The organism is Phyllobacterium sp. MT110 (assembly GCF_058792715.1).
The window spans coordinates 1,387,936-1,411,338 of the sequence record NZ_JBXAFE010000001.1; the positions used below are offsets into that span (position 1 = coordinate 1,387,936).

The following is a 23,403-nucleotide window of genomic DNA, read 5'->3' on the forward strand; positions in this document are numbered from 1 at the left end:
AAGACCGCGACATGGCACAGCAAGGAATACCCACGTCATCCGATTCTCTGGCACAGCTGAAATGGCTGACACCGGAAAATGTCGGCGCGGCGCTCAAGGGCCTGCCGTTGAAGGTTCAGGCCGCTCTGAGAGCCGCAGCGCACCTCCCCCGCGGCACGCTGACCATCACCACCCCCGACCAACGGGTGTTCAAGGTGGGCGGCAAAGGCTCCGGTCCCGATGCGGCATTGGTGCTGCACAACTGGAATTTGCCGCGCCGGGCCTTTTCGGCCGGGACGATCGGCGTGGCGGAATCCTATATGGACGGCGACTGGGAAAGCCCCGATGTGACCACGTTCCTCGAGCTGTTTGTCATCAACCAGCAGATCGGCGAACACATTGCCGGCGGAGCGAACTGGTTCGCCAACACCGTGCAGAGATTGCGTCACTGGCTGAACGAGAACACGCGCTCGCGCTCGCGCAAGAATATCTCTGCGCACTATGATCTCGGCAACGCCTTCTATCGCGAATGGCTGGACCCGACGATGACCTATTCCTCCGCATTGTTTGCCGAAGGCGCCAATGACCTTGAAAGCGGGCAGACCGCGAAATATCGCGCGCTTGCCCGCAATATCGGCATTACCAGGGACAGCAGGGTGCTCGAGATCGGCTGCGGCTGGGGCGGTTTTGCCGAGTTTGCGGCGCGCGAGATCGGCGCCCGCGTCACTGGTCTGACCATCAGCCGCGAACAGTTCGATTTTGCGACGGAACGGATGCGCAAGGCCGGACTTTCCGACAGGGTTGAAATCAAGTTCCAGGACTACCGCGACGAGACCGGCCAATACGATCATATCGCCTCGATCGAAATGTTCGAGGCCGTCGGCGAGAAATACTGGCCGGTCTTTTTCGGCAAGGTGAAGGAATGCCTCGCCCCCGGCGGCAGTGCCGGCATGCAGATCATCACGATCAACGAAAACTCGTTCGAACGCTATCGCAAGCGTCCCGATTTCATCCAGCGCTATGTATTTCCGGGCGGCATGCTGCCGACACCGGCCCGTTTGAAGACGCTTGGCAAGGATTTCGGCCTCAACCTCTATCGCGAGACCATCTTTCCGCAGGATTATGCCCGCACGCTGGCCGAATGGCGCGCGCGTTTCTGGGACTCATGGGACAAACTCAAACATCTTGGCTTCGACGTCCGCTTCAAAAAGCTATGGGAGTTTTACCTCTTCTATTGCGAAGCGGGTTTCAGATCGGAATATATCGACGTACGACAGGTGTTTTACAGATCATGACAGAGATCTCGCTCAATGAAATTTTCGAGCGCATCTGGGCGCTGGCGGATGCATTGCACCTGCCGGAACTGACCCAGGGCACCCACCACGGCACACCGTCGCTGAAAGCCAGGAATGCGTTCCTGGGGCGGCTCCGGGATGTGGACACATTCGCCATCCATTGTCCGCTGGAGGAAAAGCCGCTCCTGATGGAAAGCGCGCCGAACATCTATTTCGAGACCGATCACTACAAGGGCTGGCCCTATATTCTGATCCATCTCGATACCATTTCCGATGCGGAACTTGCGCACCGCATCCGGCTCGCCTGGCTGGCAAAAGCGCCAGCCAAGCTCAAAAGGCTCGTTGAATCTACAGCGTGATGCGGTAGCGGGTGAAACCGTTTTCCCCGTCGCCCGCGTCTTCGATTTTCACGGCTTTCACATCGGCGAGGAAATTCTTGCCCTTCGGACCGGATTCGAACACCACTGAGGCACCCTTCACCGGAGCGAATTTCCAGTTGTCATCAGCCGACGGGTTGATGGTTTTCTGGTCGATGATGTAGCGCACGATCACGTCGCGATTGGTGTCAGGCGCAACGAAGATGACCTTGCTCTCGTTGATGCCGGGGAAATTGCCGCCACCACCTGCCCGGTAGTTATTTGTCACCACGACAAATTTCTGCGCCGGATCAATCGGTTTTCCATCGAAGGTCAGGTTGACGATGCGGTTGCTCTGCGCATGTGCGAGTTCACCCTTCGCGCCATATTTCGCCGGCTGCGACAGGTCGATCTGATAGGACACGCCGTCGATGACGTCGAAATTGTAAGAGGGGAAACTGGTGTCGATCAGCGGCTGGTCCGGCTTGCCCGGCTCGATGGTCTTGAAAATGCCCGATGACATTTCCAGCCATTCCTTCACATCCGCCCCGGTGATGGCAACCGCACGCACCGTGTTGGGGTAGAGGTAGAGATCGGAAACATTCTTGATGGCGATATCGCCGGCCGGCACATCCGTATAATAGTCGGCACCGCCGCGACCGCCCGCCTTGAAGGGTGCGGCTGCGGACAGCACCGGCCAATCCTTCCACTGCGTGTCCTTCAGCATGTCCTTGATGTACCAGGTCTGCGCATTGGAGACGATCTGCACCGACGGATCATCGGCGACCAGCGCGAAATAGGAATAAAGCGGTGCGGACGTCTTGCCCACCGGGCGGCGGACATAGGCGAGCGTTGCCTCATGGTCAGCCTTCGCGGCTTCCAGAACGTCGGGACGGCTTTCGACCAGCGGCTTCACCGCCTTTTCAACACGCTCGTAGATCGGGCGTGCCTCGGTGGTGAAATCGGCAACTTTCCACTTGTCGCCGTTACGCTCGAGCAGGAGGTCGATCAGGCCCATATGCGAGCCCCAGAACCCGGCCATGACGGCAGGCTTGCCCTGCAGTGTCCCCTTCTTGACGTCGACGCCCTCAATACCGGCAAAATCCTTCGGATCAGGGAAGACCAGATGCTGGTGCCCGGTGACGACGGCATCGATGCCGTCAACGCCCGCCACATAGAGCGAGGCATTTTCCATGCCGCTGCTCTGCCCCGCCGCAATGCCGGAATGCGACAGCGCAACAATGATATCGGCGCCTTCGGCTTTCATCTTCGGTACCCAGGCTTTGGCGGCCTCGACGATATCGCGCGTCACAACCTTGCCCTTGAGGTTCTGCGCATCCCACAGCGTGATCTGCGGCGGGACAAAGCCGATAAACCCAACCTTCACAGGCAGTTTCTGCCCGGCTCCGTCGGCAATCTCGTACTGCTTGATCAGGTAAGGCTTCATGTAGAGCGGATCGTCGGTTGGCGTTGCCGCGAGTTCGCCCTTGACCAGATTGGCGCAGACATAGGGATATCCGGCCCCCGCCAGTACCTTGTCCATATAATCGAGACCGTAATTGAACTCGTGATTGCCCAGCGTTCCCACTTCGTAGCCGATGGTGTTCATCGCCTTGATGATCGGATGGACGTCACCGGCCTTCATGCCCTTCTCGTAGGCGATGTAGTCCCCCATCGGATTGCCCTGCAGGAAATCGCCATTGTCCACGACAATCGAATTGGTCGATTCGGCGCGGATTTTTGCGATGATCGATGCCGTGCGGGCGAGCCCCATCGTGTCGTTCGCCTTGTCGGCATAATAATCATAGGGGTAGACGTTCACATGCAGATCGGTGGTCGCCACGATGCGCAGATGCGCCTGCGAAGCCGCTGCCATGGCCGAAAACGGGTGGAGGATTGCCACGGCCCCGGCTGCGGCCGTGCTTGCCAGGAAGGAACGGCGGGTGAGAGCGGATGACGATTCTTGCATGACGAGGCTCCAGGGCAAGGGATGATGAGCGGCTTTTTAGCCGGCGAGGATCACCGAATTATGATGAGTTTGTCACGGCCTTTCGCGGTCAGCAATCAGCTTCCGGCGATTTCAATGAGCGCGGTCTCGACACCGAGACCGGTGCGGTCCGCCACCTCGCGCAAGGCAAAGGATGAATTGATCTTGGTGACGTGCGGCATCGCCGAAAGCCAGAACTTGTGGATCCGTTCGTAATCCTCGAGGTCCTTGGCTGCAATTCGCAGGAGATAATCGTACTCGCCCGACATGAGGTAGCAGACCAGCACATTGGGGCAGCGGCGCACGGCCGTCTCGAATTCGCGCAATTGTTTGTCGGCCTGGCCCGAGAGGGATATATTGACGATCACCGTAACCGGGTGACCGAGCATCTTGTTGGAGAGACGTGCGTGGTAGCCGCGGATGACACCCGTCTTCTCCAGAATATCCAAGCGGCGTGAACAGGCGGACTGTGACAGCCCGACCTTTTCCGCCAGCGTTGCATTCGACATGCGGCCATCCTTTTGCAGGCAATCAAGGATAGCGATATCAATCCTGTCCAGCGACATTGTTCGATCTTTCTTCGACAAAGAACCAATTTGGCGCAAGAATATTCGAAAAATTGCATGCCGTCGATATTGCTTAGCAAGGACATGCGAAGCGATTCATGATGTCATACGCACCGCAAACGGGAACTTTGAGTAGACTCTAGAGGAGGCGCAAATGCGTGTAGGCTGCCCGAAAGAAATCAAAAACCATGAATATCGCGTCGGTCTCACTCCGGGGGCCGTACGCGAATACATCGCCCACGGCCATACGGTCATTATCCAGTCCGGAGCTGGAGCAGGAATAGGCGCCGACGACGGAGCCTATCAGGCGGCTGGCGCCAAGATCGTCAAAACCGCCGAAGAAGTCTTTCAGCAATCGGACATGATTGTGAAAGTGAAAGAGCCCCAGCCGTCCGAATGGGCGCAGCTGCGCGAAGGCCAGCTCCTCTACACCTATCTCCACCTCGCCCCCGATCCCGAACAGACCAAGGGCCTGCTGGCTTCCGGCGTCACGGCCATTGCCTATGAAACCGTCACGGATGATCGCGGCGGCCTGCCGCTGCTCGCGCCCATGTCGGAAGTGGCCGGACGTCTTGCCATTCAGGCGGGCGCCACAGCGCTGCAGAAGGCCAATGGCGGACGCGGCGTGCTGCTTGGCGGCGTGCCCGGCGTTCTGCCCGGCAAGGTCACCATCATCGGCGGCGGTGTTGTCGGCATCAATGCGGCACAGATGGCTGCCGGTCTCGGCGCCGACGTGACCATTCTCGATCGCTCGATCCCGCGCCTGCGCCAGCTCGACGATCTGTTCCATGGCCGCATCCACACCCGCTACTCCACCATCGAAGCGCTCGACGAAGAAGTGTTCTCCGCCGATATCGTGGTGGGCGCGGTCCTCATCCCCGGCGCAGCGGCCCCCAAGCTGGTGACCCGCGAAATGCTGTCCGGCATGAAAAAGGGCGCCGTGATCGTCGATGTCGCCATCGATCAGGGTGGATGCTTCGAAACATCCCATGCCACGACGCATTCCGAGCCGACCTACGAAGTCGACGGCATCATCCACTATTGCGTGGCCAACATGCCGGGCGCAGTACCGGTCACCTCGGCGCATGCGCTGAACAACGCCACGCTGCAATATGGCCTGCAGCTGGCGGACCGCGGCGTCAAGGCACTGGTGGACAACCCGCATCTGCGCAACGGTCTGAACGTTCACAAGGGCCGCATCACCAATCAGGCCGTCGCCGAAGCGCTTGGCCTCGAAATGGTGGAAGCCAAGGCCGTTCTCGCGGCCTGAAGCTGGCATCGCAAAAAAGAAAAGCCCGGGTTTTGCCCGGGCTTTTTCATGAGCAGCGTTCAGACAACCCAGTCGGCTTCGTGCATCTCGATGCGGCACTGGAAGCAATTGTTCCTTGCCGACCGCATGTGCACATAGGCCACGTCATCGCGCTGCAGCAGTTCAGCCGCCCGCACGGGAATAGTATCGGTGGGGATCACGCCGCCGGTGCCATAGACAATCCGGTCCTGACGGGAATAACCGCGCAGGATGTAGTCGCGCGTCTTGCGGAACATATCGGGCATGTCCGCTGTCTCCGCATAGCGTTCGCATGCTTCCGCATGCAGGAAGATCGGCCCCGTTTCCGCATAGGGTTGCGGTGCGGGGAACGGCCGGTGCGACAGGATGAGATATTTGTCGCCGGCTTTCACATTCTGCAGGCAGTGGCGGCACGGCGTGCCGTCGCCATCGGAAACATGCGTCTCCGGCGTCTGGCCGTTCGCATCCGCACCGCCCGCCTGATAGTGGCGGGCCAGCGTCGTCGGCATTGCAATAAAGCGGATCGTGCTCATGGGAATCTCCTTCGTTGACCCGAAGCAAACACCCAAATCTGCCTGCGAACCACCCGATTCCTGCCGGTCTCAGCACTCACCAGCTGCCATCGGGCCTGCGGCAGACACACGCTTGGCATCGGCTGGCGAGCCCAGAAGCATCGCCGCCTTGCGGACTATTGTGTGACAGTGATGTTGAAAGTGAAGAAGTCAAAGTTCTGCGGTTGACCTGCCAACTGAGCGGAAATGGTCACCTTATCGCTGCCAACAAATCCTGGTGCCGGCGTGTTACACAGGAAAATCACAGAAATATTGGCGGAATGAATTTTAAATGATCACGGATATGCTTGTAAAACTTTTCCGAAATGATTGAGACGATACGTGGCATCACTGTCACGTATCGTCATGTTCCCAATATTAACGAATGAAATCGGTAACGCGGCGGATGGTGACCCGGCGATTGCGCCAGTCCTCATATTCCGTTTGAACCAGAAGATATTCCTCGCCATATCCCACCGTTTCAAGCGCGCGTGGCGGAATGCCGAAATAACGCACCAGATCGCGCTTGAGGGATTCGGCCCGCTGCTCGGACAGGATCTGATTGGATTCGTACGAGCCCACGGCATCCGTGTGGCCCTCGATGAGAAAAATCTCGCCGCGACGACGGCGCAGGACCCGTTGCAGGCCATCGGCAATGCGCTCCACCTTGTCACGCTCCGAACGGGGAATGACAGCAGAGCCAAAGGCAAAATTGATCGACTGGATGTCGATGGACGGCGCATAGCGGCGCAGTTCCGGCCGGCGCTTGAACTCCCGCACCGTCACACGGCGCTCTTCCGGCACACGCATGCGCGGGGCAGCTTCCAGCCGCCGCTCGATCTCGGCAGCGCTCGGCATCTGGCGTGATTGCGCCAACGCGGGCGCGGCAACGGTTGCGGCGGCAAGACCAAGCAGCAGGCCACGGCGATTGATCATGGGTGTATTCTCCTTTCCAGACCGGCAGTTTGCACGGCATCAATTATCGAAGGAGAGATAGCGCAGTAAAAATGAAGCGTACATGAACGGGTCGTGCCGAAGTTCAACGTTACAGCCAGGCCTCGATTTCCGCATCGGCGAAGCCGACGGGATTGAACCCCATGCGCTGATACATTTGCAGGGCCCGCGGACTGTCGAGCGTGTTGGTCTCGATGATGACCTTTTCCGGGCTGCTCATCCACGCCGTGACGATGGCTTCGCTCAGGAAGAATTTTGCAAGACCCCGCCCCTGAAACTCCGGCACAAGGCCGAAATAAAGGATTTCCGCCACACCCGGCTCCTGATTGAGCACCAGCTCAAAAAAGCCGGCAGGCGAGCCGTCCACATAAAGCACATGGATTTCAACCGAATCCCGGTGAATGGCGGCAGCCAATGCTTCATCGCTGAGGTTCCGGTGCACAAACCAGTGATGCGGTTTGCCGACCTGCTCGTAGAGAAAGCGATAAAACGGCAGGGATATCCGCTTGGCCGACATGATCGCCAGTTTGAAGCTGGCAGGCGTCGGAATGGAATAGACCGGCCGGTTGGTCATTTCCAGCAGGGTCACACGCGTCTTGAGTATTTTGGGCTTTGCGGCCTCGGTCATTGCTCTGCTTCACCGGTTGCAACCGGCGTATCCTTGTGTGCACCCCACTCGCTCCACGATCCGTCGTAGAGGATATTGTCCTTGTGCCCGAGGGATTCAAGCGCCAGCGTGATCACGGCGGCCGTGATGCCTGAGCCGCAACTGGTGACAACGGGACGCGAAAGATCGACGCCCGCATCATCCAGAACCTGCCGCAGACCGGCGATATCCTTCAGATAACCCTTGTCTGCCAATGTCGAGGACGGCACGTTGCGCGCACCCGGCATATGGCCGGAACGAAGCCCTGCGCGCGGCTCCGGGTCCGTGCCGACAAAGCGGCCTGCTGCCCGCGCATCGGCAATCTGGCGTGATCCCGCATCGACGATCGTGCGCATGTCGGCAAAACTCGCCACCTTGTCCGCCTGAAAATCCGCGATGAAAGCCGATGGCGCGATCTTTGTAACGCCGCTGGTGACCGGCCGGCCATCCTTCTTCCAGTTATCGAAGCCGCCATCCAGGACAAAGACATTCTTTGCACCCATGACGCGCAGCATCCACCAGACGCGCGGTGACGTGTTCATGCCGGGCCCGTCATAGACGACGATCGTATCGCTGTTGGTGATGCCCATGCTGCTGACCGCCGCCGCGAAAGCTTCCGGCTTTGGCAACGTGTGTGGCAGGGACGATTCCGGATCGGACAGTTTTTCATGATCGAAGAACACCGCGCCGGGAATATGCGCGGTCTTGTACTCGCCCTCCGCGTCGCGGTTGAGAAACGGGAAATACCACGACGCATCGAGAATGCTCAGGCCCGGCTGGCCCAACCGCTCCTGCAACCAGTCGGGTGAAACCACAAAAGCGCTTTTGTCAGCCACGGTCATTCTCCTTCCGGCGAGGCACCGAAGCGGATACGGAACCGCCGGTTTTCCTTGCCCTTCTTTTCTATTTTTCCGATATGGATCACGCCGACTTCGCCTGTTGTTGCCACATGCGTTCCGCCGCAAGGCTGCGAGTCGATGGACGCATCCTTGCCGATGCAGACGAGGCGGATGCGCCCGGTGCCCGTCGGCGGGCGCACGTTCTTCGACTTGATCAGACCCGGATTGGCCGCCAGCTCTTCGTCGGTAATCCAGCGCGTAAAAATCGGATGGTTGGCATTGACCAGTTCCATCAGCTTTTTCGTCACGTCTTCCTTGGTCACACCGGCATCCGGCAGGTCGAAGTCAACCCGGCTGTCATCCTCGGCAACGGAAGCGCCGGTGATCGGAAACGGGCAGACAACGCTGAGCAGATGGCAGGCGGCGTGCATGCGCATGAGCTTGTAACGCCGGTCCCAATCGATACGCAGGATGAGCTTTTCGCCGATGGCAGGCACCGGCTGCTCCGGCGCCGGCACGTGGATGATTTCTTCCTTGCTTTCACCCGTCACCGTTGCGGCGATGGAAATCGTACTGCCGTCGGCCCGCACGAACACGCCGGTATCGCCGGGCTGCCCGCCTGACGTGGCATAGAAAATCGTCTGGTCCGTGAGAATGCCGCCGCGCTCATTGATGGCGAGGACAGTCGCCTCGATTTCCTTCAGATAGGAATCGTCGCGGAAGAGTATCGTCGTATCGTATGCCATCAGTGATTGCCTTCAAACGGAACGGATATGGCCGTCTTCGCTTCCATCCAGCGCGGTACCGGCAGATCTTTGGAACGCAGGAATTCAGGATTGAACATTTTTGACTGGTAGCGATTGCCGTAGTCGCAGAGGATCGTGACGATGGTGTGGCCAGGGCCAAGGTCGCGCGCCAGACGGATAGCACCGGCAATATTGATTCCGGACGAACCGCCCAGGCAAAGCCCCTCTTCCGTCACCAGATCAAACACCACATCCAGCGCGTCCGCATCGGGTATCTGATAGGAAAAGTCCGGGGTAAAACCGTCCAGATTGGCCGTCACGCGGCCCTGCCCGATACCTTCCGTGATCGAGCTGCCTTCGGCCTTGAACTCGCCCGACGTGTAGTAGGAATAAAGCGCTGCCCCCAGCGGATCGGCAAGGCCGATCTTGATGTCCTTGTTGCGCGCCTTGAGCCCGGCTGCCGTTCCCGCGAGGGTTCCGCCGGAACCAACGGCGCAGATGAAGCCGTCGACCTTGCCATTGGTATCGCGCCAGATTTCCGGCGCGGTCGTTTCCACATGCGCCAAACGATTGGCAACATTGTCGAACTGGTTGGCCCAGACCGCACCATTCGGCTCGGTCTTTGCCATCTGTTCGGCAAGGCGGCCGGAGACTTTCACGTAATTGTCGGGGTTCTTGTAGGGAACCGCGGGAACCTCGACCAGTTCAGCCCCAAGCAGCCGCAGGGCGTCCTTCTTTTCCTGGCTTTGTGTCTCCGGGATAACGATGACCGTGCGGTAGCCCAGGGTCTTGGCGACCATGGTCAGGCCGATGCCCGTATTGCCCGCCGTGCCCTCGACGATGACGCCGCCCGGACGCAGCAGGCCGCGATTTTCCGCATCGCGGATGATATAGAGCGCCGCCCTGTCCTTGACCGACTGTCCCGGGTTCAGAAATTCGGCCTTGCCGTAAATATCGCACTCGGTCAAAGCCGATGCCTTGCTCAGGCGGATAAGCGGCGTGTTGCCGATGGCGTCGATCACTGAATTCAACATGGGCCAAGTCCTCATTCTGCTTGGCCTGAACCTATTTGCCCGCAGCACACCATTCAAGCACCGAATGGCAGAAAGTCATGCAAATGCAGGTCTTTATTTCCCGGCATTGCCGCATCACGGCAAGCCGATGCCAACAAAAAGGCCGCCGGTACATCGTACCGGCGGCCTGATTGATTCTTTGTCGCGAGGTTTAGGCTGCCTTGGCGCCGAAGCTCTTGCGCTTGTTGCGGCGCATCGGGCGTTTCTGCGCCGGGGCGCCGCCATCATTGCTCCAGACCTTTTCGCCGCGCGGTTCGCGTGGCTTGCCGGGTGCCTGACCGCGATGCGGCTTCTTGGCCGGTGCGCCATTGCCGCCTTCGCGGCGTGCCGGACGCTGATCATTGCTGGCAACACGTGCCGGCAGGCTCGACAGATCAATCGGCGAATCGGCAAGCGGCAAACGCATGCGTGTGACGCGCTCGACGGCCTTGAACTTGGATGCTTCTTCAGCCGGATCATAAAGGGTGATCGCATTGCCCGATGCGCCGTTGCGGCCCGTGCGGCCGATACGGTGCACATAGCTTTCCGGCTCATCCGGCAGGTCGAAATTGATCACGTGGCTGATGCCGACGACATCGATGCCGCGCGCGGCAATGTCGGTGGCAACCAGAACACGCACCGAACCGTCCTTGAAACCGTTGAGGGCGCGCTGGCGGGCGTTCTGCGACTTGTTGCCGTGAATGGCAGCCACATCATAGCCGTCCTTCTCCAGAACACGGGTGACGGCATCGGCACCATGCTTGGTACGGGTGAAGACGATGACCGAAGACAGCGTTTCGTCCTTCAGCATGGCCGACAGGACCTGCTTCTTCTGCTTGGTCGGGATCATGTGCACGACCTGCTTGATCTCGGCAGCGGTGGTGCCCTGCGGCGCCACTTCCACGCGGATCGGGTTGCGCAGCAGGCTTTCAGCCAGCGTTGCCACTTCCTTCGGCATGGTTGCGGAGAACAGCGCGGTCTGGCGGTCCTTGTGCGTGCCCTTGGCAATGCGCTTCACATCATTGATGAAGCCCATGTCGAGCATGCGGTCGGCCTCATCAAGCACAAGCCAGCGTGTTTCCGATAGGTCAATGCGGTTGTCGCGCACCAGATCGGTCAGGCGGCCGGGTGTGGCGATGAGAACGTCAACGCCGCCCTGCATCTTGTTGATCTGCGCCACGCGCGACACGCCGCCGAGCACAAGCGCGGTCGAAATATGCGCGCCCTTGGAGAGCTTGCGGACCGTTTCTTCGATCTGCACGGCAAGTTCACGGGTGGGTGCGAGGATCAGCGCACGGGCGGTCTTGCCCTTGCGCTTGTCGCCGATGGTCAGGATCTTCTGCAGGATCGGCAGGCTGAACGCCGCCGTCTTGCCGGAGCCCGTCTGGGCGATGCCGAGAATGTCCTGACCAGCGAGCTGTGCCGGGATAGCCTGCTGCTGGATGGGCTTGGGAGTAGCCATTCCAGCTGCCTCGACTGCTTTCAGCAGGATGGCATTCAGACCCATGGCGGCAAAGCCGGTGTTTTCAATATTTTCCAATTCAATCTTCTTTCATTGGCCAGACGCGATGGGAATCACGGGCCATAAACACATCACAGGGCGCAACCTGCATGTAACATATTCGGGATGAACGACGAGACGCGGGGAACCCTTCGGTTCCATGCGACTTGCGCAGCCGTGCCTGTGACAGTGTGCCAGCAGGTCTTAGACGCCACGAAGTCCGCAATCGGAAGACCGGAGTGTCCGGTCCAAGCGCCTGACTGGCATATGGGCCCTCTTGGGCAAAAAAGCAAACGATTTTATTGTGCGCCGCAAAATAGCGCTTTCGGTGAAACGATTCATCCGGCCAAAGTCAGTGGCTCGTCCGGGCGCCCGGCAGTGAGGTTGCCGCTGTAGAGCGCGGCAATGAGGTCGGACTGGGTGACCATGCCGACAAGTTTGTCATTGTCGTCGGCGACGGGTAAATGGTGCAGCCCCCGGTCCGCCATGGCTGGCACGAGGTCCGTCACCAGTGTTTGCGGACGGACGAACTGCACCTCGCTCGTCATGATATCGGCAACCGTGCGGTGCGCCCGGCGATCCAGTTTGACGGCGCGGCGCAGGCGGCGTGCCAGACCGATATGCAGATCACCATCCCGATCCCAGTTGGCATTCTCCATGAAGTCGGTCTGGGTGACGATGCCGATGATGTTGCGGTGAGCGTTCACGACAGGCAATGCCTTGATGCGATGCTTGACCAGCAGGGCCCAGGCGAGATGCAATGGTGTGTCGGCTTTCACCGTGGCAAGGTCGGTGGACATGATCTGCTCGCAGCGCACTTCACCAAAACGCCTGCGATAGGCCTGCATCTCGGTCTTGTGCAGGATGGCATCGAGATCATCCGGGCTGATGTTGAGCACTTCGTCATACTGCCGCAGCACGGAATCGAGGTCGGCGGGGGTAAAACCGATACGGCGCGTCGGCAGCGGATCGGCCGTCTTGTGCACATTGGCGGCCGGAACGGGCACGATGTGCGGATAGCGGCGGCCGGTCAGATTGTTATAGGCCAGAGCTGCAATCAGCAGCAGCAGCGAGTTGAGCCCGACCGGCCACAGCACAAAGCCATAACCGAGATTATGCACGACAGGACCGCCGAGGACGGCGGTCAGGGCGACAGCTCCGCTTGGCGGATGCAGCGAACGGGTGGCGATCATGGCGAGGATTGCCAGGGACACGCCAACCGCCGAGGCGATGACGAGATCAGGAATCCAGATTGCACAGGTCACGCCGATCAGCGCAGCGACCATATTGCCAACGATGATTGACCAGGGTTGGGCCAGCGGGCTGGAAGGAACGGCAAACAGCAGAACCGCCGAAGCGCCCATCGGCGCGATCAGCAGCGGCACGGCCGTTGTCGCGCCCAGCGCCTGCTCGCTGACGACACCGGTGACAAAGACGCCCAGCAGAGCGCCGAAGCAGGCGCGCAGGCGTTCCATGGTGCTGACCGGCGCCAGCGCGGGCAGGAATCGCTTCAGATTGGACAGGAGTGCTTTCATCATGCGTTCTCGACGTTGCGCTTCAGCGCATACCGCCTGACACGCGCGCTGGCAAAGAATGATTTTCTTGAAAACGGCGGAAAAACAGAAAAAATGACCACGACTGGCTGGCGTGAGACCTTGGACAGGGCCTGATTTCCGTCAAGCAGCGTCCGGCACCTGAATGGCTTTGACGGGAGGCTGCTCGTGCTGCAGAGCCTTGGCGAGTTCATAGCTGGTCTGCAGTGTCAGCCAAAAGCGCGCTGTACTGACACCCGCCCGCTCCAGCCGAACGGCAAGATCCGGGCTTATTCCAGCCTTTCCGTTCAGAATGCGCGAAAGCGTAACGCGCGAAATGGCAAGTCGGCTTGCCGCCTCGGTAACGTTCATGCCGAGTGGTGCCAAGACATCTTCGCGGAGCAATTCGCCGGGATGAGGTGGTGTCTTGATCATTTGCAGCATCCTCTCAGTGGTAGTCCAGATAATCCACGAGTTCCACGTCGTTTCCATCAAAACGGAATGTCACGCGCCAATTGCCATTGATCCAAATCGACCAGTGGCCTTTCAATGCGCCCTTTAGCGGGTGCAGCCGGTAAGCAGGCAAGTTCAATTCTTCCGGGCGAACAGCGTTCTCGAGAGCGTATAGAACACGCAGCAACTTTGGCGCATGGGCCGGTTGTATACCTCGGGTCGATCCTGTGCGGTAGAAAGTTTCCAGTCCCTTGTGTCGAAAGCGCAAGATCATAGGTTTTTGTAAACTGTAACGATACACTTTGCAAGGGGATCGGTTGAAATCCTGCGCTTCACCCCAGCGTTTACCGGGCGAAATGCTTTGCGCCGGCAACGCACAGGATAACGGCCATCGTCACCAGGATCATCGACCAGCCCACGGTCTCGTGCAGCAGCGTGGCTGCCAGAACCAGCCCGAAGAAGGGCTGCAGCAGCTGCAGCTGCCCTACGGCGGCGATGCCGCCCTGCGCCAGACCGCGATACCAGAAGATGAAGCCGATCAGCATGGAAAACAGCGAGACATAGGCAAGGCCAAGCCAGGCGCCCTGCCCGATCACGCTCCAGTCATGCGGCATGATGTAGAGTGTCAGCGGCAGCATCAGCGGCAATGACACGACAAGGGCCCAGGAGATGACCTGCCAGCCGCCAAGCCGGCGCGACAGCCGCGCGCCTTCCGCATAGCCAAGGCCGCAGACAATGATGGCCGCGAACATCAGGAGATCGCCGGTCAGCGAGGCTGAGCCCCCCTGATAAGCCGCAAAACCGACAACACACAGACTGCCGAGACAGGAAAAAACCCAGAAAACCGGGCGCGGACGTTCGCCGCCGCGCAGCACGCCGAAGATCGCCGTCGACAATGGCAGAAGACCGATGAACACGATGGAATGGGCTGACGTGACATGACGCAGGGCCAACGCCGTCAACAGGGGAAAGCCGACGACAACACCGAGCGCCACCACCAGCAAGGACATGAGATCCGCCTTGGCCGGGCGCTTCTCGCGAAACGCCAGCAGCATGGCCAGCCCGAGCAAAGCGGCAATCGTGGCACGGGCAACCGTCAGGAACACCGGATCGAAATCGGCGACCGCCACGCGCGTCGCGGGCAGCGAACCGCTGAAAATCACCATTCCGACGAATCCGTTGATCCAGCCGCTCGTCATCTTGTCCATCAGTACACCTCGTTTTGCCCGAAACACCCTTGTCCGAACAGCCACCAGCCGATACCTCACAGCCATGGATTTTCCAGAGACGGTACAGTACAATATAGAAAAACTGTCATGGTATGTTGAGCGGTACAGATGGATGAAAAAACCGAAATTGCCGGACGTGACGCGACGCTTGTCGAGCAAGTGATGCAGGCCATTCGTCAGCGGATTGCCGCGCGCACGCTTGGCCCCGGCGCGCGCCTGCCCTCGATCCGCAGCTTTGCCGCAACGATGCAGGTATCGAAATCCACCATTGTCGAAGCCTATGACCGGCTGGCGGCAGAAGGCACGATCCAGTCGCGCCGCGGCTCCGGCTTTTATGTTGCCGGGCACATGCCGCCGCTGTCCCTGGCGGAGATCGGCCCGCGGCTTGATCACGCCATCGACCCCCTGTGGGTTTCACGCCTGTCGCTGGATGCCGATGACGGCATGCCCAAACCCGGATGCGGCTGGCTGCCGGCGTCGTGGATGCCGGAGGCTGGCGTACGCCGCGCGCTGCGGACACTGGCGCGCGCCGACGACGCCCTGTTGACCGACTATGCGACACCCCTGGGATTGAAGCCGCTGCGTCAGCTTCTGTCGCGGCGCATGGCCGAACATGGGATCGAGGCAGCCCCGGACCAGATCATGATCACCGAATCCGGCACGCAGGCCATCGATCTCCTGTGCCGCTCCCTCGTCGGACCGGGTGACGCGGTCATTGTTGACGACCCCTGCTATTTCAATTTCCACGCCCTGCTACGGGCGCACCGGGTCAAGATCATCAGCGTTCCCTATACGCCGCATGGACCTGACCTCGAGCGATTTGCCGAAGCCCTGGCGGAACATCGCCCGCGCCTCTACATCACAAACTCGGCCCTGCACAATCCGACCGGCGCGGTGCTGTCACCCGTCATTGCCCACCGCCTGCTCAAGCTGGCGGAACAGCACGACCTCACCATCGTCGAGGACGATATTTTTGCCGATTTCGAGCATGAACCAGCGCCGCGCCTTGCCGCCTTCGACGGGCTGGAGCGCGTTATTCACATGGGCAGCTTTTCCAAATCCCTGTCGGCCTCCGTGCGCTGCGGCTTCATTGCCGCCCGCCGCGACTGGATCGACGGCCTGGTCGACCTGCGCATTGCCACCTCTTTCGGCGGCGGACGCCTGTCGTCGGAACTCGTTCTGCTGATGCTGAAGGATGGCACCTACCGCAAGCATATGGACCATCTGCGGGCTCGCCTCGCCCACAGCATGGGTGAAACCAGTGTAAAACTCAAAGCGCTCGGCGTGATGCCATGGATCGAACCGCGCGGCGGCATGTTTCTCTGGTGCAAACTGCCGGAGGGCATCGACGCCGGAAAAGTCGCTCAGGCAGGCCTGAGGGAAAAGATCGTTTTTGCGCCCGGCAACGTGTTCAGCCAGACGCAGTCGGCCAACAGTTACATGCGCTTCAACGTCGCCCAGTGCGCAGATCCGCGCATCCTGCGCGTGCTGGAAACAGCGCTAAATGGCCGCGAGCATGCTCTGCAGCGTTAGAACCGTCCGCCAGTTGCGCGCCGTAAGCGGTACTTTCAGTACCTTGTCGAGCGCCTCGGCCATTTTCGACCGGCCAAAACCATCGGGCGTGTAGAGATAGAGCACCCTGTTGCGCACGGTGAACTCCTCGGTTGCAGCGGCCCGGCTGGCGAGCTCCACCAGCGCCGCATCCGTCGGATCATCATCCATGATCACCGCATGCAGGTTCTTCGGGTTGTCAAGCGCCTCCGGATAGGCGTTCTTGCTCACCATGGCGTTCCACTCGTCCACAGTGCGGATCGTTACGCGCGATGGAAAGCCAAAGGTACGCGGAAAGATTTCCCCGATGATCTCCGCGACGCGACGCGCGGTCTGATCCGACGATAAAATCACATTGCCGCTCTGCACATAGGTTTTGACATCGCCAAATCCCGCCACGGCCAGGACGGTCCGCAAGGTCTCCATCTTGACGATCTTGTTGCCACCGACATTGATTCCCCTGAACAGCACCACATATTTTGTCATTCTGCTCCCCTGTCGATTTGTTCCGCCAGTTGCGCGAGTTTCAGCACCGTGTTCCAGTTGCGTGCCGTCGCGGCGACTTTGAGCGTCGTCTCGATCTTGCTGAAAAGTTTTGATTCCGGGGCACCCTGCGGCGGATAATAATAGAGCACAAAGCCATCGATGGCGAACTGCTCCGGCCCGGCATTTTTCCGCTCCAGGGCTTCCATGGCCTCCCGGCCGGGATGCTTCTCCAGAACATAGGCGTGCAGTTTGTTGCCTTCGACGTCAGGAAACGGATTGCCCGCAATCAGCTTCTTCCATCCAGTCTTGCTGACGATCATGATGGATTTGGAAAAAGCAAATTTTTCCAAAGCGATAGCCGCGACTCTTGCGACGATCTGCTTTGGCGTCCGGTCCGAAACCAGAACCACGTTACCGGTATTGATGTAGGTGGCAACCTTCTCGAAACCGTCGGCGAGAAGCGCGGCCTTCAACGGCTGCACCGGCAGCGATGTTGCACCGCCGACGCCGCGAAACAGAATGATGTAGGTCGTTCTGCGCCCCATACAGCCTCATTACCTGACGCCGAGAATGCGCTTCCACAGCGTCCCGCCGACCCGTTTCCCCACAACGAAATAGGCAATCATCAATGCGAAAAAGACCAGCGCCGGCCATCCATTGAGAGAAAAGCCGTTTTCGGTCTTTCCACCCAGAAAACTCGCCACGACATAGCCGAGGACGGCAAAGGCGGTGATGAAATCAAGAATAAAAGCAAGAATGATGCGCCAATGCGATGTTGGCTTCTGTTGAATATCAGTCATTTGAAAACATACCCCGTTGGACTATCGCCCCAGTGAATAGTCTGACATTCGATAAAACGAACTGCAACTATAAGTAGCTTAAATAATCAACCCCGCGATCGTTTCGTTGTCGGTGATGTCCTGATAGGCCCAGCCCGCTTCGTCAAAGCGCTTGAACAAGGCGTCGAAGTTCGCCTTGTTCTTGGTTTCGATACCGATCAGCACCGAACCGAAATTGCGGGCCGATTTCTTGAGATATTCGAAGCGCGCCACATCATCCTCCGGACCGAGCAGATCGAGGAATGACCGCAGCGCACCCGGACGCTGCGGGAAACGGAAGATGAAATACTTCTTCAATCCCTCATAGCGCAGTGAACGTTCCTTCAGTTCCGGCAGGCGTTCGAAATCGAAATTGCTGCCTGAGATCACCAGGATAATGCGCTTGCCCTTCAGGTCGCTCTTCCTGAAATCCTTGAGGGCATCGATGGCGAGCGCCCCGGCGGGTTCGACAACGATGCCTTCGATGTTCAGCATTTCGATAATGGTCGAACTCAAGCGGTTTTCCGGAATCAACATCACAGAATCCGCGGTGAACTCCTTGAGAAGCTTGAAGTTTTCCCGGCCGATCTCCGCAACGGCAGCGCCGTCGACAAAGTTGTCGACCGTATCGAGCTTGACGCGTTTTCCCGCTTCCAGACTGCGCTTGAGGCTGGGCGCACCGGCAGGCTCGACAAAACGGAACCGGGTTTCCCAGCCAAGGTCGGTGAGATAGCGCGTCACACCGGCAGAAAGTCCGCCGCCACCCACCGGCAGGATGATCAGGTCCGGCTTGCGCTTGTCGGGAAGCTGCGCTGCGATCTCGTGCGCGACGGTCGCCTGCCCGGTGATGATATCCGTATGGTCGAAAGGCGGCACCATGACCGCACTGTTGTCGGCGGCAAAATCCTGCGCCGCCGCGTAGCACTGGTCGAAAATGTCGCCGACGAGGCGGATTTCGATGAACTCGCCGCCGAATGTCCGGGTTTTGTCGATCTTCTGCTGCGGGGTTGTAACCGGCATGAAGACCACGCCATGCTTGCCGAAATGGCGGCAAATGAAGGCAAAACCCTGTGCGTGATTGCCTGCCGATGCGCACACAAAGGTCGCATCTTCCGTTTTGTGTTCGTTCAAGTAATGCGCAATGAAATTGAAGGCACCGCGAATCTTGTAGGATCGCACCGGCGACAGATCCTCGCGTTTCAGCCAGATCTGCGCGCCATATTTTTGCGAAAGATAATGATTGAGTTGCAGCGGTGTTTCCGGGAACAGCGCGCGCATTTTTTCCGTCGCGCGGTCCACAGCCTTGATGAATGCAGTCATAGGAACAGGTCAACCTTTTCGAATGTTCTGACATCGATAATGCCGACATCGGAAATACGCAATTCGGGAATGACCACCAGCGCCAGCAGCGAGTGCTGCATATAGGCGTTGTTCAGGCTGCATCCCATGGCGCGCATGGCATTCACCAGCTTGTCCGCCTTGGCCGCAACGACTTCCGCCCGCTGGTCCGACATCAGTCCGGCAATCGGCATTTCGACCAGCGCCAGCTCGCGTCCCTTGGAGAACAGCACCACGCCTCCGCCGACTTCGCCGAGGCGGTTGGCGGCTTTTGCCATGTCATCCTTGTTGGTGCCGACAACGATCATGTGGTGGCTGTCATGGGCAACTGTCGACGCCATGGCGCAATCCAGCGTATAGCCGAAGCCGGAGACAAAACCGTTGACCACCGCTCCGGTGCCGCGATGCCGCTCCACCAGAGCGATCTGGCACACATCATTGCGCCGGTCCATCTGCACGATGCCGTCGGACACCGGCAGTTCGGCCTCCAGCGCCTTTGTCGGCGCCTGGTTCTCGATGACGCCGATCACCCGCGCCGTCACCTGCTTGCCGGGTTTCGGCGCCTTGATGTCGAAATCCCTGGCATTGAGTTTCTTGCCGAGCTTGATCGTATTCTTGGCAAAGGCCGGATAGTCATAGGCCGGAATGTCGGCGGCAAGCTTGCCCTTTTCCGCCAGGAGGACGCCGCGGCCATAGACCCGGTCGATGGTCAGATTGGCGAGATCCGAAACAATCAGGAAATCGGCAAGGCGGCCGGGGGTAATGGACCCGATCTCGCGCTCCATCCGGAAATGCTGGGCGGTGTTGAGCGTCGCCATCTGGATCGCCGTCACCGGTTTCAATCCCTGTGCGATCGCGTGGCGAACCACCCGGTCCATGTGACCGTCATTGACCAGCGTGCCGGAATGGCTGTCGTCGGTGCACAGGATGAAATTGCGCGGATCAATCCCCTGCTCCGTCACCGCCTTGATCTGGCTGGCGACATCGTACCAGGCCGAGCCGAGGCGCAGCATGGCGCGCATACCCTGGCGCACGCGGGCAATCGCATCTTCCATGCGCGTGCCCTCGTGATCGTCCTCCGGCCCGCCCGCCACATAGCCATGGAAGGCACGGCCGAGTTCCGGCGAGGCAAAATGCCCGCCCACCGTCTTGCCCGCCTTGACCGTCGCATCGATACCGCCGCGCATGGTTGCGTCATTGTTGGCAACGCCGGGGAAATTCATCACCTCGCCAAGCCCGACAATGTTCGGCCACGTCATGGCCTCCGCCACGTCGGCCGGGCTGATGGCCGCGCCGGCATTCTCAAGACCCGGCGCCGACGGGACACAGCTTGGCATCTGCACATGCACGTTGATCGGCATGGCCAGCGCCTCGTCATGCATCAGCCGGACGCCCTCCAGACCAAGCACATTGGCGATTTCATGCGGATCGATGAACATGGACGTCGTGCCATGCGGGATGACGGCGCGGGTGAATTCGGTGACGGTGACCATCCCGCTTTCCACATGCATATGCGCATCGCACAGGCCCGGCACGAGGTAGCGGCCGCCCGCATCGATCACCTTGGTCTTCGGTCCGATGCAGTGTTCCGCACCATGACCGACAAAGGCAAACCGCCCGGCAACAACGGCGATATCGATGCCCGCAATAATCTCGCCGGAATACACGCTGACAAGGCGGCCGTTGCGCACGACAAGATCGGCATGACTGCGACCCATGGCGACATCCACCAGCAAGGGCGCTGCTTCTGTCCATGCCTGCGGCTTGTTGCTGGTTCTCGCCTGTCTGCTCATCTCATCACCTCACTCATTACGAATATAATCCATATACGAAAAAGACGCCTGCAACCGTGATTCCAGCGCAATCGTTGAAAAAAACCTGAAATCTTGGGCAATCGCCGCACGGCGTCAGACGATAAGGGCGGCATGCCTATCCGTCTGCTTGTCAACGCGCCGGAACAACCACGTAGCTCACAACCTTGGTCTGATCGGGATAGTATTTGTAACCGAGCGTTATGTGCTTGATGTTCATGGGCGGGTTGGTCATGCCGGCGCCTTGCATCAGCCCCTGCACCACCGGGTTCGGAGCTTCGCCGAACCAGACAAACAGCGCGGGAAAACGGATACGAGCCGCCGCATTGGGCATTTCCCAGTGGATCGGGCTCAAGGACTGATCGTAAAGACGCAGATTCCCCGGCAATTGCGGACCGTCGGAAACGACGGTCACATAATGTCCGTCGGCTCGCGTCGCCGCGTAGAGCTTGCCATAGTCGAGCTGGCCGATGGACGGAGCGCCGCCCTCATAGGCATAGAGGATATTGACGGCCAGTATCGGAATGACCGCAAGTCCGCACAGCGCACCGACAATGGCGAAGCGTTTCAGCGGCAGATCCGACGCGATGTAACGGCCAAGCAGCATTGCCAGATAAAGCGGCGACAGAAAAAGCACCGGTTGCAGCCAGCGATCCTTGACCTCGGCGGCACCGCTCACGAGCACGCCGACAAAGACGGCTGCCAGGGCGAAAAACAGAACACGGCCGAGAAAGGTTTCGCCGTCGCTCAAACCTGCCTTCGGTGTGACCTGCTGCGCACGACTCCGCCACCAGGCGACGGCAAAGAATACCAGCGCGACGCCTGAGAAGAGGACGCCATTGAGGAACAGTTTCCATTCGCCGTGCAATCGGCTGGCGATGAACTGCCCGCCCTCGTTGATCTGGAACTTGTGCGAGCGCGCCAGAAGGTTGTCCATGTGGGAGAGCGCCCAAAGGGCAGTCGGGGTCACGGCGGCAAAAAAGGCAACGAGTGTCAGAATGGACTTGGACGACAGAAGAACGGCCCGGTAGGCCGGAACAGAAAGCCCGGCCAGGATCAAGCCGACGAGAAAAAAGCCCGCATTGAATTTTCCGAGAAGTCCGGCCGCGATGCCCAGCCCCAGCAAGGCGGCAGACAGCCAGGAGCGCGATTTCATGTGCCAGGCGAAGGCAAGGAATGCCCAGGCGCAACCGGTGGTCGCGCCGACGGAGTGCGTCAGGGTTCGCTGTGATTCCCAGGCGATCTGCGGCAGGAGAAACACGCCGACCATGCCGGCCGCTGCAACGGCTTTGCGCATTCCCAGCAGCCGGGCGCCGGCATAAACGCTGACAAAGAGGCTCGCCAGCATGCCGAACTTCACCAGGAAGACGGTCGACATGCGGATGCCGAGGATATCTCCCGCCACACTGTTTATCCAGGTATAAAGCGGCGGCTGCGAACCGCCATAGCCCCATTGCAGCGCGCCGACATAGGCCAGCTGCTCGGCATCGTCGACACCGGCGCCGTTGGAAATGATCGTCAGGAACACCACCTGAAAGGCGAAATACAGCAGAACAAACAGCAGCCCCGGATTCTCCGACGCCAGCTGTCTGACACTGCGCAATGGAGATTGAAGCGGAATAGCGGACATTGTTCTCTCATACTTTTGGATAAGCCGCTTCTAGTCCAACTGGATGTGGAAATCCACCAGTACGTGCAGTCGATGATCGTGCCGCACATCCCGTTGCACGAAATGCTTCGCGCACGTTTGGGTCGGCGCAACGGGCATATTTCAAAAAGGGACAGCAGCGTCCCTTTTCAAGTCTATGCAAGTGGCTAATGTCGCTAACTGTAGTTGCAATGTTCAGGGAGAGATCGAGCATAACGTCTACGATTAATGCGGTCGGCAGCCTGTGAGTGGTGAAACGACAGAGCGCTGAGTACTTCGTGCGCTTGGAATGCAAGATTGACGGCGGCATCTGAACAGCAAATCTCACACGAATATTCAAGCCTCACCAAAACAAGAACAATTCCTGGGGTGGGGTGAAGGGGCGGGATCGGTCAGTATCCCGCCCTTTCCTTTTGCGCTTTTTTGTGAAGACAATAGCGCCAAAAATTAAACTGAACTTTCAACTAAATTTCCGTGCCCTTCATCCGTCTCTGTCATGCCGGTTGCTTTCGGCTTCGGGGCCCGGTCATTGGACCATGGGCGTGGGAACGTGATCGAGCCCCGATTTTCCGGCAAACGGCTGTTGACGGAATCGTCCGAACCGTTGAAAAGCATAGGCGCGCGGACGTGGCGAAACTGGTAGACGCAAGGGACTTAAAATCCCTCGGCCATAGGTCATGCGGGTTCGACCCCCGCCGTCCGCACCATTTCCCATCCCCGCGCGTTTCATCATGCTGCTGTGCAACGTTGCCCTTGGCCTTTTCATATCCATATTAT

Annotated in this window: 23 protein-coding genes and 1 tRNA gene; 5 read left to right on the forward strand and 19 right to left on the reverse strand. The window is 59.3% G+C overall.

What is annotated here, in order from left to right; genetic code table 11:
* Window positions 1-11 precede the first annotated feature (11 nt).
* Entirely contained in the window at window positions 12-1,274 is a 1,263-nt protein-coding gene (locus AC1Q5O_RS07250; protein ID WP_492562243.1) for a class I SAM-dependent methyltransferase, read from the forward strand.
* Complete coding sequence (locus tag AC1Q5O_RS07255) at window positions 1,271-1,633, forward strand: MmcQ/YjbR family DNA-binding protein (protein WP_223613126.1); 363 nt, start codon at window positions 1,271-1,273, stop codon at window positions 1,631-1,633. Before AC1Q5O_RS07250 ends, AC1Q5O_RS07255 begins: the two co-directional genes overlap by 4 nt.
* Here AC1Q5O_RS07255 and AC1Q5O_RS07260 read toward each other — a convergent pair.
* Both AC1Q5O_RS07260 and AC1Q5O_RS07265 read right to left on the reverse strand, forming a co-directional pair.
* Window positions 1,623-3,599: a bifunctional 2',3'-cyclic-nucleotide 2'-phosphodiesterase/3'-nucleotidase gene (locus tag AC1Q5O_RS07260; RefSeq protein WP_492562244.1), complete on the reverse strand. Its 1,977-nt coding sequence runs from the start codon at window positions 3,597-3,599 to the stop codon at window positions 1,623-1,625. The genes AC1Q5O_RS07255 and AC1Q5O_RS07260 overlap by 11 nt on opposite strands.
* A gap of 95 nt (window positions 3,600-3,694) precedes the next feature.
* Complete coding sequence (locus AC1Q5O_RS07265; protein ID WP_223613124.1) at window positions 3,695-4,183, reverse strand: Lrp/AsnC family transcriptional regulator; 489 nt, start codon at window positions 4,181-4,183, stop codon at window positions 3,695-3,697.
* Window positions 4,184-4,337: 154 nt separating this feature from the next.
* Here AC1Q5O_RS07265 and ald point away from each other — a divergent pair, with 154 nt between their 5' ends.
* Window positions 4,338-5,453 (forward strand): alanine dehydrogenase, encoded by a 1,116-nt coding sequence (ald, locus tag AC1Q5O_RS07270; protein WP_223613123.1) that lies wholly within the window; start codon window positions 4,338-4,340, stop codon window positions 5,451-5,453.
* Window positions 5,454-5,512: 59 nt separating this feature from the next.
* Here ald and AC1Q5O_RS07275 read toward each other — a convergent pair whose 3' ends face one another.
* The 11 genes from AC1Q5O_RS07275 to AC1Q5O_RS07325 all read right to left on the reverse strand — a co-directional run bounded on the left by AC1Q5O_RS07275 (window position 5,513) and on the right by AC1Q5O_RS07325 (window position 14,953).
* A complete protein-coding gene (locus AC1Q5O_RS07275; RefSeq protein WP_492562245.1) occupies window positions 5,513-6,004 on the reverse strand; it encodes a DUF1203 domain-containing protein in 492 nt (163 codons plus the stop codon).
* Window positions 6,005-6,400: 396 nt separating this feature from the next.
* Window positions 6,401-6,958, reverse strand: coding sequence for an OmpA family protein (locus tag AC1Q5O_RS07280; RefSeq protein ID WP_492562246.1), 558 nt, complete (start codon window positions 6,956-6,958; stop codon window positions 6,401-6,403).
* Between the two features lie 109 nt (window positions 6,959-7,067).
* Window positions 7,068-7,604 carry a GNAT family N-acetyltransferase gene (locus tag AC1Q5O_RS07285; protein WP_223613121.1) on the reverse strand — a complete coding sequence of 179 codons (537 nt, stop codon included), beginning with the start codon at window positions 7,602-7,604 and terminating at the stop codon, window positions 7,068-7,070.
* Entirely contained in the window at window positions 7,601-8,458 is an 858-nt protein-coding gene (sseA, locus tag AC1Q5O_RS07290; protein ID WP_492562247.1) for a 3-mercaptopyruvate sulfurtransferase, read from the reverse strand. The genes AC1Q5O_RS07285 and sseA overlap by 4 nt, the downstream gene beginning before the upstream one ends.
* A 2-nt stretch (window positions 8,459-8,460) precedes the next feature.
* Window positions 8,461-9,207: an alanyl-tRNA editing protein gene (locus AC1Q5O_RS07295; protein WP_492562248.1), complete on the reverse strand. Its 747-nt coding sequence runs from the start codon at window positions 9,205-9,207 to the stop codon at window positions 8,461-8,463.
* The gene (locus AC1Q5O_RS07300) at window positions 9,207-10,241 is read right to left on the reverse strand and encodes a cysteine synthase A (protein WP_492562249.1); all 1,035 of its coding nucleotides are present in this window, start codon (window positions 10,239-10,241) and stop codon (window positions 9,207-9,209) included. Before AC1Q5O_RS07300 ends, AC1Q5O_RS07295 begins: the two co-directional genes overlap by 1 nt.
* A gap of 190 nt (window positions 10,242-10,431) precedes the next feature.
* Entirely contained in the window at window positions 10,432-11,766 is a 1,335-nt protein-coding gene (locus AC1Q5O_RS07305) for a DEAD/DEAH box helicase (RefSeq protein WP_223613487.1), read from the reverse strand.
* A gap of 332 nt (window positions 11,767-12,098) precedes the next feature.
* Window positions 12,099-13,295 (reverse strand): HPP family protein, encoded by a 1,197-nt coding sequence (locus AC1Q5O_RS07310; RefSeq protein ID WP_492563104.1) that lies wholly within the window; start codon window positions 13,293-13,295, stop codon window positions 12,099-12,101.
* A gap of 141 nt (window positions 13,296-13,436) precedes the next feature.
* Window positions 13,437-13,727 (reverse strand): HigA family addiction module antitoxin, encoded by a 291-nt coding sequence (locus AC1Q5O_RS07315; protein WP_223613116.1) that lies wholly within the window; start codon window positions 13,725-13,727, stop codon window positions 13,437-13,439.
* 13 nt (window positions 13,728-13,740) lie between these two features.
* The gene (locus tag AC1Q5O_RS07320) at window positions 13,741-14,019 is read right to left on the reverse strand and encodes a type II toxin-antitoxin system RelE/ParE family toxin (protein WP_223613115.1); all 279 of its coding nucleotides are present in this window, start codon (window positions 14,017-14,019) and stop codon (window positions 13,741-13,743) included.
* A 70-nt stretch (window positions 14,020-14,089) separates the two neighbouring features.
* Window positions 14,090-14,953, reverse strand: coding sequence for a DMT family transporter (locus AC1Q5O_RS07325; RefSeq protein ID WP_492562250.1), 864 nt, complete (start codon window positions 14,951-14,953; stop codon window positions 14,090-14,092).
* A gap of 129 nt (window positions 14,954-15,082) precedes the next feature.
* Here AC1Q5O_RS07325 and AC1Q5O_RS07330 point away from each other — a divergent pair, with 129 nt between their 5' ends.
* On the forward strand, window positions 15,083-16,507 hold the full coding sequence (locus AC1Q5O_RS07330) for an aminotransferase-like domain-containing protein (RefSeq protein WP_492562251.1): 1,425 nt from the start codon (window positions 15,083-15,085) through the stop codon (window positions 16,505-16,507).
* Here the strand turns inward: AC1Q5O_RS07330 and AC1Q5O_RS07335 are convergent.
* The 6 genes from AC1Q5O_RS07335 to AC1Q5O_RS07360 form a co-directional block, all read right to left on the reverse strand.
* Window positions 16,475-17,011, reverse strand: coding sequence for a DUF1697 domain-containing protein (locus AC1Q5O_RS07335; RefSeq protein ID WP_464660751.1), 537 nt, complete (start codon window positions 17,009-17,011; stop codon window positions 16,475-16,477). The two genes, AC1Q5O_RS07330 and AC1Q5O_RS07335, sit on opposite strands and share 33 nt — an antisense overlap.
* Entirely contained in the window at window positions 17,008-17,556 is a 549-nt protein-coding gene (locus AC1Q5O_RS07340; protein WP_492562252.1) for a DUF1697 domain-containing protein, read from the reverse strand. The genes AC1Q5O_RS07335 and AC1Q5O_RS07340 overlap by 4 nt, the downstream gene beginning before the upstream one ends.
* A gap of 9 nt (window positions 17,557-17,565) precedes the next feature.
* Window positions 17,566-17,811 (reverse strand): RDD family protein, encoded by a 246-nt coding sequence (locus tag AC1Q5O_RS07345; protein ID WP_223613110.1) that lies wholly within the window; start codon window positions 17,809-17,811, stop codon window positions 17,566-17,568.
* A 78-nt stretch (window positions 17,812-17,889) separates the two neighbouring features.
* Window positions 17,890-19,149 carry a threonine ammonia-lyase IlvA gene (ilvA, locus tag AC1Q5O_RS07350; RefSeq protein WP_472461006.1) on the reverse strand — a complete coding sequence of 420 codons (1,260 nt, stop codon included), beginning with the start codon at window positions 19,147-19,149 and terminating at the stop codon, window positions 17,890-17,892.
* A complete protein-coding gene (ade, locus tag AC1Q5O_RS07355) occupies window positions 19,146-20,960 on the reverse strand; it encodes an adenine deaminase (protein ID WP_464660755.1) in 1,815 nt (604 codons plus the stop codon). Before ade ends, ilvA begins: the two co-directional genes overlap by 4 nt.
* A 151-nt stretch (window positions 20,961-21,111) precedes the next feature.
* Window positions 21,112-22,608: an ArnT family glycosyltransferase gene (locus tag AC1Q5O_RS07360; protein ID WP_492562253.1), complete on the reverse strand. Its 1,497-nt coding sequence runs from the start codon at window positions 22,606-22,608 to the stop codon at window positions 21,112-21,114.
* A gap of 639 nt (window positions 22,609-23,247) precedes the next feature.
* Between AC1Q5O_RS07360 and AC1Q5O_RS07365 the strand changes: the two genes are divergently transcribed.
* A tRNA-Leu gene (locus AC1Q5O_RS07365) sits at window positions 23,248-23,333 on the forward strand.
* Window positions 23,334-23,403 lie beyond the last annotated feature (70 nt).